Origin of the sequence: Uliginosibacterium sp. TH139 (assembly GCF_002855595.1) — a bacterium.
Lineage (GTDB): Bacteria > Pseudomonadota > Gammaproteobacteria > Burkholderiales > Rhodocyclaceae > Uliginosibacterium > Uliginosibacterium aquaticum.
In genome coordinates, this window is sequence record NZ_PKRR01000004.1 from 114584 (window position 1) to 128270 (window position 13687).

The window sequence follows — 13687 nt, forward strand, 5'->3', positions numbered from 1 at the left end:
CTCAGAAAAATGTGATCGCCGGCGCGGCAGTGGCGGCTGCCGGGCTGGCCTCGCCGCGGTGCACGCGGTGTTGATCGAGCATGGTGTAACTCTTGGAGAGCTCGGCCTGCCACTCCTCCAGCGAAGGCATGTCGACGGCCTGGAATCCGCGTGCGGCGATGTCTTGCGAAACTTCGTCGAAGCGGCTCATATCGATGCACACGTGATCCATCACCTGGTTGATGCGGTCATGCGTCTGCATGCGCACCAGCACTTCTTCAACATGACTGCGCACGGTGTTGCGCTCTTCCTGCAGTGCCTGCATGGAAGCCTGCATGCGCGAGGTGACGGCGTTGAATTCCTCGACGATGTCGTGCGCGGTGGCGGCAGATTCCTTGCGCATCAGCTCTTCCTGGGTCGCGGCCTGTTCGGAGAGCTGCATCGCGGTACTCATGGCATCGTTGATGGTCTGCACGGTGCGGGCAATCGATTTGCCGGTGTCGGCCGATTGGGTCGACAGCTTGCGTACTTCGTCGGCCACCACCGCAAAACCGCGCCCTGCTTCACCCGCGCGTGCGGCTTCGATGGCGGCATTGAGGGCCAGCAGATTGGTCTGGTTGGCAATTGCGCCGACCTGGGCAGCCATCGAGCGCAGGCCTTCCATATGGCTGGCTACGCTGGCGATCTGGTTGATGAGTGCCGTGGTGATTTCGTGTTCACGATCGATGGTGCTGCTGATCTGTCGCAGGCCGCTCTCGGCGCGCTGCACGGCGGCAATCGCCGCCTGGCTGTCGTCTGCACCGCTGACCTGGCCCAGCAATTGGCTGATACCGGAGAACTGGCTGGCGAGCTGGGCGGAGGCTTCATCGAGTTGCTGGCGCACCGACTGGATATGACGCAGCCACAGCGGCACGACACCATGGGCGACGGCGAAATAGCGTTCGCGCACATGCTGCTCGGGCCCGCTGGGTGGGCTGCTGACGAGCGGCTCACTGAAGCTCAGCGGCTGGGCGGGGCTGGTTTGATCGGTGCTGGCGAGTAGCCACAGCATCAGTGCGCCCATCACCAGGCCGACAATAAAGCCCACCCACCCGCTGCTGGCAAGCAATGTCATGGCCAGCAGATTGGTGCCGGCAAGGGCGCGGACGCGCACACTGGCTGTTGGAGCGGACATGCTTTCCCCCGATCAGATCAAGTCCGCACGCGGCAGAAAGAGTCCGCCCGTGCAGGAGCCATAACGGTTTTCCTGCCTTGTGGCTTGATGGACCATGTACTTTTGGGCAGGGCTTTTGCGTAGCCTGTATCAGTCTTTTACGAAGTGGTGCCCGAAGTGCTTTGTGGCGGAGCAGAAGTGCTTTCTGCAGGGGCAGAAAACATAAGCCGGGCCGGCAGATTTGATCGGGCAGAATCCCGCCTGCCAATGAATGGCAGGGGGAGACCACTATGAAAAAACTGAATCCACAGCGTGCCTGGCCACGCGTGGTGGCAGGCTTGTTGATCGCCGCCGGAATGTGGGCCGGGGCGGCCTGGGCGGGCGAGGCCCCGGAGCTGGCCGCACAGGTGGTGGCCGGCAAGTTGCCGGCGCTGGCCCAGCGTTTGCCGGAGAAACCGGAAGTGATCAGCCAGGGCAAGCCCGGCCAGTACGGCGGAACGATTCGCTCGGCCCTGCGCGGCAATGGAGATGGCAATGCGATCCTGCGCATGATCGGGGTGCAGGGGCTCGCCCGCTGGAAGCTGGATTTCTCTGGTGTGGTACCGAATCTGGCCGAAAGCTGGAGTACTAACGCCGATGTTTCCGAATACATCTTCAAGTTGCGCCGTGGCCTGCGCTGGTCGGATGGCGCTCCTTTTACCAGCGACGACATCCTGTTCGCGGTGAATGATCTCCTGGCCAACAAGCAGTTTCTCAACGCGATGCCGGCGCAATACCAGATCAACGACAAGCCGATGCAGGTCGACAAGATCGACGAGCAGACCGTGCGCTTCAGGTTTGCCGGCACCTATCGCCAGTTCGTCGAGCAACTGGCAACTCCCTTGGGTCAGCATCCGGTGATGTTCCCCAAGCACTACTGCAGCCAGTTCCACCCGAAGTACAACCCGAAGGTGGATGAGCTCATCAAGGCCGCCAGCGCCAAGGATTGGGCCCAGCTCTTGCGCATCAAGTGTGGTGAGCCTGAGGCGCCCACGCGCTGGGGCAATCCCGACAAGCCAACGCTGGACCCGTGGGTGGTGAAGGAGCCCTACAGCGGCGGCGCCACCAAGGTGCTGATGCAGCGAAATCCGTATTTCTGGCAGGTGGACAGCAAGGGCCAGCAACTGCCTTATGTGGACAAGGTCCAGTTCCAGGTGATCTCGGAGATCGAAACCATCGTGCTGGCCGCGATCAATGGCCAGCTGGACTTTCAGGTGCGGCATATCGATGCGATCCAGAATCGGCCGCTGCTTTCCGAAAATGCCGCCAAGGGCAAATACACGATCCTGAATCTGGTGCCCACGCCGACCAATTCGGGTGCCTTGTTCCTGAACTACACGACGAAGAACGCCAAGCTGCGCGAGCTGATCCGTACCAAGGATTTCCGCATCGCCCTGTCGCTCGCACTCAATCGCAAGGAGATCAACGACATCGTCTATCTGGGCCAGGGCGAGCCCTGGCAGATCGGGCCGCTGCGCCAGCATCGGCTCTACAACGAGAAGCTGGCCAAGCAATACACCGACTATGACCCCAAACAGGCCAACGCCCTGCTCGACAAGCTGGGCCTCGCCAAGCGGGATGGCGATGGTTATCGCCAGTATCCGTCGGGCGGCCGGATCAGTCTGTATCACTCGGTGATGGTGTCCTCCAGTCAGGCCATGGAAAACTCGGAGCTGATCCGCAAGCACTTCAAGGATGTGGGCATCGAACTGGTGATCCGCCCGGCCGAGCGCACCCTGCATTACGACCGCGCCAAGACCAATGATTACGATACGGTGATCGAAGGCCTCAACGGCGGCATGGATCCGACGCTGGACCCGCGTGGCTACGTGGCCGTGCATGCCACCGAATCGCGCCAGGGACTGCCCTGGGTGCGCTGGTACGAAACCCATGGCAAGGAAGGCGAAGCGCCGACCGAAAACATGCAGAAGCGCCTCAAGCTTTACGACCAGTGGATCGGTGCCCGATCGGATCGCGAGGCTGACGAGCTGTTCCGCCAGATCCTGGCCCTGTGTCAGGAAGAGTTCGAGATCATCGGCACGGTGCGCAATCCGCCCACCACCGGCATTCGCAACGCGAAGCTGATGAATGTGCCCGAGCGCTTCCCTTACGGTTGGACCTACGCTTCGCCCGGCGCCACCCTGCCGCAGCAGTTCTATTACGTGAAATAGGGCCGGGCTGCGCACATGAAAATGGCGACCCGAGGGTCGCCATTTTTGTCGCTCAGGAGTGCAGGCGCCGAGCAGCTTAGTTCGGCAGATCCGCCAGATACAGCCCCGGTTTGCCTTCTCGGTCGCTGCCGAAGAGCACCTGCTTCTCGTCCGGCGTGAAGGACGGGTGCGGATGGGTGGCCTGGGTGTTGCCCTTGTATTCGGCCCAGGTGCTGTCGTGGCGACAGATCTTGCGGTGGCTGCGACTGGCCATGTCGAAGAGGTGGATGTAAGGATCGGCCTCGAAGGCGTGGCCGTCCTTGTCTGCCACGTCACCGAGCTGGCCGGCGCCGTCGCCCACCAGCAGGCTGCCGTTGAAATTGCTCATCAGGTGCGCGCAGGGCGGCATCGCCATGATGTTCTCATTGACGAGCGTCACCGGGTCCGCTGCGCCGATGAAGCGATCCTGATCGCCCTTGGTGTAGCTCACATACATGAGCCTGGAGCCGTCCGGCACCCAGAATTCGTGCATGCAGGATTCGTGCGGCGCGTGCTCCTTCACCTTGCGCAGGTTCGTGCCGTCGGAATTGATGAACCACATGCGTGCATCGACCAGATCGTGCGGGCCTTCGTGGCAGAAGCCCATGATGCTGTCGTCGAAGGGGCGGAACATCGGGTGCCCCATGTGGCGGCGCTGGTCCAGCACCACGCGGGCTTCGCCGGTGGCGATATCGATATCCATCAGGCGCTGGCGCGGATTGACCTCGAACTGCTTGCGAAAGCGCTCCCAGCCACTCACGCCGGTCACCACATCGGCCTGCAGGATTTCCATCGCTGCGATGTGCGTACAGGCGGAATTGGGCACCCAGGTGCCGGCGCCTTTCCACTCTGGCGGCACGGTATAGATGATTTTCTCTTCGAGGGTGGCGAGATCCACCCGGCGATGCTCGCGCCCGCTCTTGGTGTAGAAGAGGTACTGATCGTCGGGCGAGAGATAGGCGCCGTGATAGTTATCGCCCGTACCCTCGGTGATCTGGCGGGCGAGGCCCGTATTCAGATCCAGCATCCAGATGTTGAACACCCCGTCGAACTCGCCACCGAAGTGCAGTTTGCGACCATCGTTGGTGAAGCACTTCTGATAGAAGTAGTTGCGCGGGCAGGCTACGTCGGGCGGTGAGAGGCGGGTCACGCGTACGCCGGTGTCGGGGTCGCGGAATTCTTGGAAGTGAAACTGGATGCTGCGGCCTTTAGGCATGAAAGACTTCCTCCAGAGATGAAGGGGGCATTCTACCCTTGTCTGCCAAGCTGTTTTTTGGGCGGGGCTGCTACGGAATTTTCTGTACTGTCATGAAAAACGGGCGGTTCTCCGTAAGGAGACCCGCCCGTTTTGAGTGTGTGAAGTGATCGATCTACATCATGCCCAGCGTTTTCGGCAGCCACAATGACAGCGGCGGCCAGTAGGTGACCAATACCAGGAAAGCCAGCATGGTGAAGAGCCAAGGTCCGGTGGCTTTGGTGATTTCGGTGAGCCCCATTTTGGCGATGCCGGAGGCCACGAAGAGGTTCAGCCCTACCGGCGGTGTGCACATGCCGATTTCCATATTCACCACGATCAGGATGCCGAAGTGGACCGGATCGATGCCCAGCTTCACCGCCACAGGGAACAGGATGGGCGCCATGATCAGAACGATGGAGGAGGGTTCCATGAAGTTGCCGGCGAGTAGCAACAGGATATTGACTGCCAAAAGGAACGCGATCGGGCCCAGCCCCATGCTCATCATCCAGTCGGCCAGTTGCTGCGGCACTTGTTCGTTGGTAAGGATGAAACTGAACATCACCGCGTTGGTGATGATGTAGAGCAACATCGCACTCATATTGGCCGACGACAGCAGCACGCCCGGCACGTCCTTGAGGCGCAGATCCTTGTAAACGAATACTGCCACCACGAAGGCATACACCGCGCTCATGGCGGCGGCTTCGGTGGGCGTGAACAGGCCCGAATAGATGCCGCCCATCACCACGATGATCAGTAGCAGCCCCCAGATACTGTTCCAGTAGGCGCGCCAGACTTCGAGCGACTCCCACATCAGCTCGAACCTGAAGGTCGGCGCGATCTTCGTGTAGGCGCCACAGGCCTGAATCAGCGTGAGCCAGCCGAGCATCAGTGCGACCGGGATAAAAGCGGCATAAAGCGTGGGCAGATCGCCAAAGGTCTGGATAAGGGCCACGCTGGCTGCGACCGGCACACCGAGTACGATCAGACCTACATAGACAATGCGCGTGACCCATTTGTTTTTCGTCGTCCACGGAGCGAGCGCAAGCCAGAACGTAGCGGCTAGAAACCAGCCGAAGCCTCCTAGCTTGGGCGCCAGCGCGGCAACGAAGCTGCCCAGGATCAACGGCGGCACGACGGTGAACATCAGCGCATAGAACACGCCAAACAAGCTGCCAATGGTGGCTTGCAGACCGTTGCGTTCCGGGAAGGCCATGATGCGCGGCACATTCAGGCTGCGCGCGCGCCACCAGGTCATCAGCCCTAGGAGTAAGGCCAGCACCGCACCGGGAATCACGCCGGCCATGAACAGCGCGCCGACTGAAGCATTGGTGGCCACTGCATACATCACCATCACGATGGAGGGCGGAATCAGAATGCCCAGCCCGCCTGAAACAGTGATCACGCCAGCGCCGAAATTTTTTGGAAAGCCCGCTTTCACCATTGCCGGCATCAGGATCGAACCGATCGCCACCACGGTGGCCGGACTGGACCCGGAGACCGCTGCGAACAGCGCACAGGCCATCACCCCGGCAAGCCCCAGGCCGCCATGCCAGTGGCCGACCAGCGAGGTGGCGAAGTTGATCATGCGTTTCGCCACGCCGCCGTGAGTCAGGAAGTTGCCGGCGAGGATGAAGAAGGGGATCGCCATGATCTCGAACTTCTCGATGCCGGTGAACAGCTTCATCGCTACCGATTCAATTGGTACCTGGGTCATGGTGTAGAGGAAGGTTAGCACCGTGAGGCCGAGCGAGATCGAGATTGGCATCCCGGTGAGCATCAGGGCCAGCAGCAGTCCGAAAATGATGGCGGCGTTCATGCGCGGCTCCCTTCTGCTTCGTCGTCAAGTCCGGCGACCGCGCCGTGATCGTGATGCGGCAATTCGCCGCTGCGCCAGAAACTCCAGGCCACCTGCAGGAAGCGGAAACACATCAGCGCCGAGCCCAGCGGTACGGCCAGGAACACCGCCCAGGTGGGCCATTCCAGATCCGGCGTGACCGGACCTTCCGGCACGAATTCGGTGCTGCCGATCAGCTGGTTGTATTCGTAGTTCAGCCCGTTGCCCCACACCAGACGCGAGCCGAGCACGCAGATGATCGCGGTGAAGAGCGCGCCGGCGAAGAGGCCGAAGAGGATGAAGCGGTTGCGGATCCGTTCGGGCAGGGCGTTGATCGCCACATCCACGCCGACATGGATGCCGGTGCGCACGCCGTAGGCGGCGCCGAACTTGGCCATCCACACGAACATGATGATCGTGAGCTCTTGGGCCCAGCCAAGATGCAGGCTGAGCAGCCAGTCTTGCAGATAGGGGATTTCGATGCCGGCGAGGTAGCGGTGCACTACGGCGAGGAAGATGATCAGGGTGGCTGCACCGATCAGACTGGCGATCAGCCACTCTTCAAGATGATCGAGGATTTTCATGCGAGGCTCCTGAGCAGGGGCGAAGGGAAAAACACGAAGGGGGCTTGCGCCCCCTTCGTGCTGTGCGGCTTGATCAGGGTTTGGCCGGGTCGAAACCGGTTTCCTTGTAGACTGACTTGATCAGCTCGGTGCCGATGCGCGATTCCTGCTCTTTGTGCACCTTCACCATGACCTTCTTCAGTTCGCTGCGCTCTGCTGGCGAGAGAGCCACGACCTGGGTCTTGCCAGAGGCCTTCACCGCATCAGTGGCGTCGGCGTTTTCCTTCAAGGCAATCGCGTTGGCATAGCGAGTGGATTCATCCATGGCGCTGGAGACGATCTTCTTCAGATCGGGCGAGAGTTCGTCCCAGAACTTCTTGTTGATGATCACCGCGTAGCCCAGGTAGCCGTGGTGCGATTGCACCATGTACTTCTGCACCTCGTGCATCTTCTGGGTGTAGAAGTTCGACGGCGGGTTCTCCGTGCCATCCACCACGCCGGTCTGCAGCGCCTGATAGACCTCGGAGAAAGCCATCACCTGCGGGATCACGCCGAGGCTGCGCATCTGCGATTCGAGCACCTTCGAGGACTGGATGCGCATTTTCAACCCTTTGAAGTCCTCGGGCTTCTTGGTCAGCCTGTTGGCCGAGAAATCCTTGAAGCCGTTGTCCCAATAGGCGAGGCCGACGATGCCCTTGGGCTCTAGCTTCTTGAGCAGACTGGCACCTACCGGGCCGTTGGTGATTCGATGCAGCGCGTTGTAGTCATCGAAGATGAAGGGCAGATCGAAGAGTTCGAACTCGCGTACCCCCAGCGGGCCGAACTTGGCCAGCGACGGAGCCAGCATCTGCACAGCGCCAAGCTGGATGGCGTTCATTTCCTCGCCGTCCTTGTAGAGCTGGCTGTTGGGATAGACCTCGACCTTGAGTTTGCCTGCGGCGCGTTCATTGACGAGCTTGGCGAACTGGTCGGCCGCCTTGCCTTTGGGCGTGTCCTTGGCCACGACGTGGCTGAACTTGATGACGATGGGTTGTTGTGCGAAGGCCAGCGGGCTGGTGGCAAGTGCCATGAGGCCCAGCAACAGGGTGCGGCGGATATTCATGATGCGGTTCTCCTCTGGGGGCAGGCGATGAGCCTTCCCTTGTTTATATGCAATGCGGGCAGACTTGCATAACGCAGCTGCAGCAAGGCCTGCCGTCGGGGGTGACACAAGGCTTGATGGCAAGGATGGCTGCCAGCCCGCTTGTGCGCGGCACTTCGGACGTTGAGCGTACGAATGCGCGCAGTGTGCTCTGTGACAGATGCCGCGTGGCATCGGGGTTTTCCTGACGTGTCCCTGGTGTCACGTACGCGCGCCAGGCGAGGTGGGCGCAGAACTGCCTGTTCAGGCGGAAGAATGAGTGGTAAGCGCACAGGCTGTGCAGGACCCTGGTTGTCCGGCGGGCTGCGGTATGGCTTGGTGACAAAGGGCAGGGGGGCTGAAAGCCTTTCTGTCAGGGCTGTTTGCGCGCTTTTCCGATAGCCTGGAAAGCGCTCCTAGATCGAGCGCTGCGCGCGTTTGAAAATGCTTTTGTCCTGAGTGTGGCTGCCCTTCTGGCCCGATTCCGGTGGCCTGTTGCGCGCCGTTTCGGAAGCGGGCGCGAGCCGACTGTGCGTGGGGCTGCAACATTTGTTGACGAATCTTGCCGAGCACGAGTGCGCGTGCAGGATGAGAAGGCTGCCTGCCACACTCCTCGTGAAGGCTGCGGGTGTCTTCTATGCCCTTTCGCCACGAGACGTAGATCGAGGCCTTGCAGGAGGTAATGGTTGAGCGCCGTCTGTAAGACCGACTCTTACGCGCAGCTTCTGGTTTCTCCCCAAGCCGGTGCGTGTATGCACCGTTGAGGGGTGAAAAACGACCATTGGCGGTGTGTAAATCGCCGTCTGGCAAGGTTTGTGGCGTCCGGGCCTGAAATTTGCACTGTCACGGTGCCGGCACAGCTGGCCATAAACGGAGACAGAACAATGCAAACCCCCAAACGCGCCGAGAGCCTTCTCGGCAAGTACCGCGAAATCGTGCTCGCGGTCGCTTTCTTTCTTGTGTTCGACCTCGCAGTCCTGGTCCTCAACTTCTACACCTCCTATCAGATCGCGGCGGATGCCGTGGCCATCAACCTTGCCGGCCGCCAGCGCATGCTTTCGCAACGGATGGCCAAGTCCGCCCTGATGCTGGAGGCCGGGCGTCGCGAGCAGAGCATGGAGGTGGCTGTGGCGCGCGAGCTAGGTGATGCGGTGGCACTCTTCGAGCAGAGCCTGAACGCCTTCGCCGCAGGTGGTGCGGTGAAGGGGGCGGATGGCAAGACGGTGCGCCTTGATAAGGTGAGCGATATCGATGGTCAGCGCATTCTGGGCGAGGCCAGGGCGCTGTGGCAGCCGTATAGCCAGGTGCTGCGCACGGCGGCCGATACCTTGGGCGAGACGAGCGTGATCGCCGCTGCCAGTCAGGCCCGCACCCACAATGCCCGTCTGCTGGGGCTGATGAACGAGCTCACGGTACGCCTCGAAGCCGTGGCTTCGCAGAAGGCCCAGTGGCTGCGTGAGGTGCAGACGGCCGGCATCATCTTGGCCCTGCTCAACTTTGCCTTCATCCTGGTGAAATTCATCCGCCGCCTGCGCGAGAGTGATGCGCGCTCTGCCGCGGCCGAGCGCGAAACCGCTGAAATCCTTGGCACAGTGCGCGAAGGCCTGATCCTGATTGACCGTGAATTCCGCATCGGCGGCCAGTTTTCGGCCTCTGTTTCGGGCCTGCTCGGGCGCACGGTGAGCGAGGGCGATGACTTCCGCATGATCCTGCGCGACATCCTCAGCCTGGATGACCATGAGCAGGCCATTCAGTACGCCCGCCTGCTGCTCGGGGATCGTGTCAAGGAAGCCCTGGTGCGCGAGCTCAATCCGCTGCGTGAAGTGGGCGTGCTCACCGAAAAGGGTGCCCGCTACCTGAACTTTGAATTCACGCGCGTGATGGTCGATGGCAAGCTGATCCATCTGCTCGTGACGGTGGCCGATGTGTCCGAACTGGTGGCGCTGCGCGGCGAGCTCTCCACCGCGCGCAGCCATGCCAACGAGCAGCTCAATGTGATGCTGCGCCTGGTGCAGATGCAGCCGGCCACCTTGATGGGTTTCATTGCCGAAGCTGAAGGGGGGCTACTCGAGATCAATGATCGCCTTAAAGCCGTCAATGGCGGCCCCGGTGACTATCGCAAGCTCACCGCACAGATTTTCCGCGTGGTGCATTCGATCAAGGGCAATGCCTCGATGCTGGGGCTCGATTTTGTGGTGCGGGATGCCGATCAGTTCGAAGACTTGCTCGCTCGTCTGAGGGGGCGCGACGAGCTGTCTGGTGATGAACTGATCGGCATCTCCGTCGCCCTGCAAAAGCTCTTCGAACGCATGGGCTGGCTGCGCGGCATGGCATCCAAATACGCCGAACAGCCCGAGCAGCCACCGGCCGACTTCTGCGCCACCATCGAGGATCTGTGTAAGCGGGTAGCTAATGATTACAGCAAGGCCGTACAGGCGCGCGTTCATCTTGATCCGCTGGACATGCTGCCTCAGCAGGCGGCCAGCGCGCTGCGCGTGATTGCCGCGCAGCTGGTGCGCAACGCGGTGGTGCACGGGATCGAAAGCCCGTCTGAGCGCGCGGGTGCCGGCAAGCCCACCGCCGGTGAGATCCGCATCGAGCTCTCCACCAATGGTTCCGAGCAATTCACCCTCTCGGTGCGTGACGATGGCCGCGGTCTGTGTGCCAAGCGCCTGCGCGAGCAGCTCGAATCCAGCGGCCAGCTATCTTCTGCCGAGCTCGCCGAACTCTCCGACAAGCAGGTCATCATGGCCATCTTCCGGCGCGGTTTTTCTACTGCTGACAAGGTCGATTCGCATGCCGGGCGAGGTGTAGGCCTGGATGTCGTCAATCATGCCGTGCAGCGTATCGGCGGACGCTTGCGCCTGCTCACCCAGCCCGGGCGTTACACCGAGTTCCGTGTGGAGTTCGCAGCATGATGAAACTGCTCGTCGTGGATGATTCTTCGGTGATCCGTAACCGCATCGCCCAACTCGCCACCCATCCGGATCTGCCGCGCCTCGAACTCGTGGGGACGGCCCGCCATGGCGTTGAAGCCCTGGAGCTGGCGCGCAAGCACCTGCCGGACGTGGTCACCATGGATCTGACCATGCCCAATATGGATGGCGTCACCTGCATCAAGGGGCTCGTCAAGCTCTCGCCCGAAATGCGCATCCTCGTCGTGTCTGCCCTGGGGGATCGCAAGACGGCGCTACAGGCCATGACCAACGGTGCGCACGGCTATCTGCACAAACCCTTCACCAGCGAAGAACTGGTCGAGGGGCTCAAGGAATTGTTAAGGGACTGAACATGCGTGCCATCCAGGAACAGGAACTCAAGGCTTTCGTCGAGTCCGTCGCCCACTACTTCAAGCACTCCACCGGCGACCGCGCCGAGGTGCGCTCAGCCTTTCTGGCGGATACCGATCAGTACCTGCCTTTCTTCGACTATGCCGGCATCGTTGACGTGAGTGGCGACTGGAGTGGCAGCCTGTGCTTTGCCGCCCCGCGCGGCATGCTCTCGCACCTTCTGGTGGCGAGCGGCATGGACACCATCACGGATGCCGATCACCTCGATCTGGTGGGCGAGATCGCCAACATGTTCTCCGGCCGTGCCCGCAAGGAGCTGGGTGAGGGGCTGGAAATCTCGGTGCCGCGCCGTGCGGCCGGTATTGCCTTCAAACCGTCCAGCGAACCGCGTCCTTATGTGGTGCCGCTCTCCTGGCATGGCTTTGACGCCATGGTGGTGGTGGATCTGAAGACCGGGCGGCAATGAGCTGACATCGCCTTAAAGGGCAAGGGTAATCCCGATGCTTTAAAAGCAGCACGGGTGTCCGTTAAAGCAGAAAGGTGCTCCGCCTGAGCGCCTATCTGACAAGGGATCCTTTGATGTCCGATGTGCCACGCGCAAATCCAAGCTCGCCCGTATGGGTCCGTCTGGTGGGTTGCATCGGCCTGATGATCCTGTTCGCTTGGGCTGTGAGCATCTACTGGACGCATGCCGAGCAGCAGGCCATGGCTCAACGGCAGGCCGAAAAATTTGCCGAAAGCGTGCATCAGATGACCATGGCGGCACTCACGGCCATGATGATCACCGGCACCGTGGGGGAGCGTGCGGCTTATCTTGATCAGGTTGCTAATGCCCGAGATGTGAGCCGTTTGCGTGTTATCCGGGCGGATGCGGTGGCCCGGCAGTTCGGGCCCGGCACAGCTACGCCTCTCAAGCCTGACGCAGATGAGGCCGCTGTTCTTGCCAGTGCTCAGCCACTCTACCGGCACGATCCGGTGGCTGAGGAGTTGGTGGCTGTGCTGCCTGCCATTGCTCAGCTTGATTATCTGGGCAAGAACTGCCTGAGCTGTCATGCATTGGCCAAGCAGGGGGAGGTGCTTGGGGTGGTGAGCATGCGTATTTCGCTGAAAGAGGCTGGGCATACCGCGAATCTTTTTACCGCCAAACTGATCGGGCTCGCTCTTTTGCTGGGTATTCCCGTTCTGGGGTTCGTCTATTACTTTGTACGGCGCGTGGTGAGTCTTCCGCTCGCGGCCATGACCCAAGGCCTGAACACCATCGCCAGTGGGGATGCTGATCTGCGGGCACGCCTGCCGGTAGGGCGAGAAGATGAAATCGGCCGGGCCGCACTGGCTTTCAATCAGCTCATGGAAACTTTTCAGGGCTTGATTCGCTGCACCGGAGAGGTCGCCGGGAAGGTTTCACAGGCGTCGCGTGACTTGGCCAGTCACGCTTCGGACCTGATGGATGCAGCACATGCCCAGAACGAGCGCTCTCAGGAGGCGGCCAACTCGGTCGAGCAGATCACGACTCAGGTTGAAGTCGTGTCTGCCAGCGCGGACCGTGTGAGGCAGGATTCGTTGGCGAGCCAGTCCGAATCCCGGCAGGGCAATCAGCGGGTCCGTACCCTGGTTCAGGATATTCGTACCGTCGAGCATGCGGTGAGCCAGATAGCCTCTGCCGCAGATGAATTCGTGACCAGTACTGATGCAATCACCCATCTCTCAGGTGAGGTCAAGGAAATTGCCGAGCAGACCAACATGCTCGCCCTCAATGCTGCGATCGAAGCGGCACGCGCCGGGGAGCAGGGGCGTGGCTTTGCCGTGGTGGCCGATGAAGTGCGCAAGCTGGCCGAGAAGTCGGCCCATGCGGCTTTTCAGATCAACAAGGTGGCAGGCGGGATTGCTGAGCGTTCAGGCACGGTGCGTGGTTCCATCCGTGACGGAGGCGCGCGCCTGGCCAGCAGCGTGCAGGCTCTGGATCAGGTGGCTGCGGCGCTGGCTACCGCGAGTGAAGGGGTGGATCGTGTGTGCTCGGGGCTGAACGAGATCTCCGCCGCATCCCATGAACAGCTTGCCGCATCGCAGGCCATCAACCAGGTCATGGATGAAATCGCCTCAAGTGCCCGCAACAACGATCAGTCCATTGCGGATACGCTGCGCGAGACCCGGACACTGGAAGTTCTGGCGGGCCAGCTGCAAGGCGAGATCGGGCGCTTCCGGTACTGAGCGGTCATCACGAGCTGCTCTGCCGGATCGCCGGGCCGGCCTTCCGGGCTACAATCGGCAGCCTGATTCACCCCCTGC

At 61.2% G+C, this 13687-nt stretch carries 10 protein-coding genes; 5 read left to right on the forward strand and 5 right to left on the reverse strand.

Going from position 1 to position 13687, the window contains the following annotated elements; genetic code table 11:
• Window position 1 precedes the first annotated feature (1 nt).
• The gene (locus C0V76_RS20215) at window positions 2-1153 is read right to left on the reverse strand and encodes a methyl-accepting chemotaxis protein (RefSeq protein ID WP_101942352.1); all 1152 of its coding nucleotides are present in this window, start codon (window positions 1151-1153) and stop codon (window positions 2-4) included.
• Between the two features lie 269 nt (window positions 1154-1422).
• Between C0V76_RS20215 and C0V76_RS10465 the strand changes: the two genes are divergently transcribed.
• Window positions 1423-3342: an ABC transporter substrate-binding protein gene (locus C0V76_RS10465; protein WP_101942353.1), complete on the forward strand. Its 1920-nt coding sequence runs from the start codon at window positions 1423-1425 to the stop codon at window positions 3340-3342.
• Between the two features lie 76 nt (window positions 3343-3418).
• Here C0V76_RS10465 and C0V76_RS10470 read toward each other — a convergent pair whose 3' ends face one another.
• The 4 genes from C0V76_RS10470 to C0V76_RS10485 form a co-directional block, all read right to left on the reverse strand.
• Window positions 3419-4576 carry an oligogalacturonate lyase family protein gene (locus tag C0V76_RS10470; protein WP_101942354.1) on the reverse strand — a complete coding sequence of 386 codons (1158 nt, stop codon included), beginning with the start codon at window positions 4574-4576 and terminating at the stop codon, window positions 3419-3421.
• Between the two features lie 154 nt (window positions 4577-4730).
• Window positions 4731-6413, reverse strand: a complete 1683-nt coding sequence (locus C0V76_RS10475) for a TRAP transporter large permease (protein ID WP_101942355.1) — start codon at window positions 6411-6413, stop codon at window positions 4731-4733.
• Complete coding sequence (locus tag C0V76_RS10480; RefSeq protein ID WP_101942356.1) at window positions 6410-7015, reverse strand: TRAP transporter small permease; 606 nt, start codon at window positions 7013-7015, stop codon at window positions 6410-6412. Before C0V76_RS10480 ends, C0V76_RS10475 begins: the two co-directional genes overlap by 4 nt.
• Before the next feature lie 73 nt (window positions 7016-7088).
• Window positions 7089-8096 (reverse strand): TRAP transporter substrate-binding protein, encoded by a 1008-nt coding sequence (locus C0V76_RS10485; RefSeq protein WP_101942357.1) that lies wholly within the window; start codon window positions 8094-8096, stop codon window positions 7089-7091.
• A gap of 902 nt (window positions 8097-8998) precedes the next feature.
• On the opposite strand from C0V76_RS10485, the gene C0V76_RS10490 reads away from it, so the two are divergent.
• The 4 genes from C0V76_RS10490 (at window position 8999) to C0V76_RS10505 (ending at window position 13609) form a co-directional block, all read left to right on the forward strand.
• On the forward strand, window positions 8999-11032 hold the full coding sequence (locus C0V76_RS10490; protein ID WP_101942358.1) for an ATP-binding protein: 2034 nt from the start codon (window positions 8999-9001) through the stop codon (window positions 11030-11032).
• Window positions 11029-11400, forward strand: a complete 372-nt coding sequence (locus C0V76_RS10495) for a response regulator (RefSeq protein ID WP_101942359.1) — start codon at window positions 11029-11031, stop codon at window positions 11398-11400. The genes C0V76_RS10490 and C0V76_RS10495 overlap by 4 nt, the downstream gene beginning before the upstream one ends.
• Window positions 11401-11402: 2 nt before the next feature.
• Window positions 11403-11867 (forward strand): chemotaxis protein CheX, encoded by a 465-nt coding sequence (locus C0V76_RS10500; protein ID WP_101942360.1) that lies wholly within the window; start codon window positions 11403-11405, stop codon window positions 11865-11867.
• Between the two features lie 113 nt (window positions 11868-11980).
• Entirely contained in the window at window positions 11981-13609 is a 1629-nt protein-coding gene (locus C0V76_RS10505; RefSeq protein ID WP_101942361.1) for a methyl-accepting chemotaxis protein, read from the forward strand.
• Window positions 13610-13687 lie beyond the last annotated feature (78 nt).

Excerpts from the sequence above, each read along its gene's own strand:
- C0V76_RS10505 (WP_101942361.1), top strand. The coding sequence starts at position 11,981 with ATGTCCGATGTGCCACGCGCAAATCCAAGCTCGCCCGTATGGGTCCGT.
- C0V76_RS10470 (WP_101942354.1), bottom strand. The coding sequence starts at position 4,576 with ATGCCTAAAGGCCGCAGCATCCAGTTTCACTTCCAAGAATTCCGCGAC.
- C0V76_RS10490 (WP_101942358.1), top strand. The coding sequence starts at position 8,999 with ATGCAAACCCCCAAACGCGCCGAGAGCCTTCTCGGCAAGTACCGCGAA.
- C0V76_RS10480 (WP_101942356.1), bottom strand. The coding sequence starts at position 7,015 with ATGAAAATCCTCGATCATCTTGAAGAGTGGCTGATCGCCAGTCTGATC.
- C0V76_RS10500 (WP_101942360.1), top strand. The coding sequence starts at position 11,403 with ATGCGTGCCATCCAGGAACAGGAACTCAAGGCTTTCGTCGAGTCCGTC.
- C0V76_RS10495 (WP_101942359.1), top strand. The coding sequence starts at position 11,029 with ATGATGAAACTGCTCGTCGTGGATGATTCTTCGGTGATCCGTAACCGC.
- C0V76_RS10465 (WP_101942353.1), top strand. The coding sequence starts at position 1,423 with ATGAAAAAACTGAATCCACAGCGTGCCTGGCCACGCGTGGTGGCAGGC.
- C0V76_RS10475 (WP_101942355.1), bottom strand. The coding sequence starts at position 6,413 with ATGAACGCCGCCATCATTTTCGGACTGCTGCTGGCCCTGATGCTCACC.
- C0V76_RS10485 (WP_101942357.1), bottom strand. The coding sequence starts at position 8,096 with ATGAATATCCGCCGCACCCTGTTGCTGGGCCTCATGGCACTTGCCACC.
- C0V76_RS20215 (WP_101942352.1), bottom strand. The coding sequence starts at position 1,153 with ATGTCCGCTCCAACAGCCAGTGTGCGCGTCCGCGCCCTTGCCGGCACC.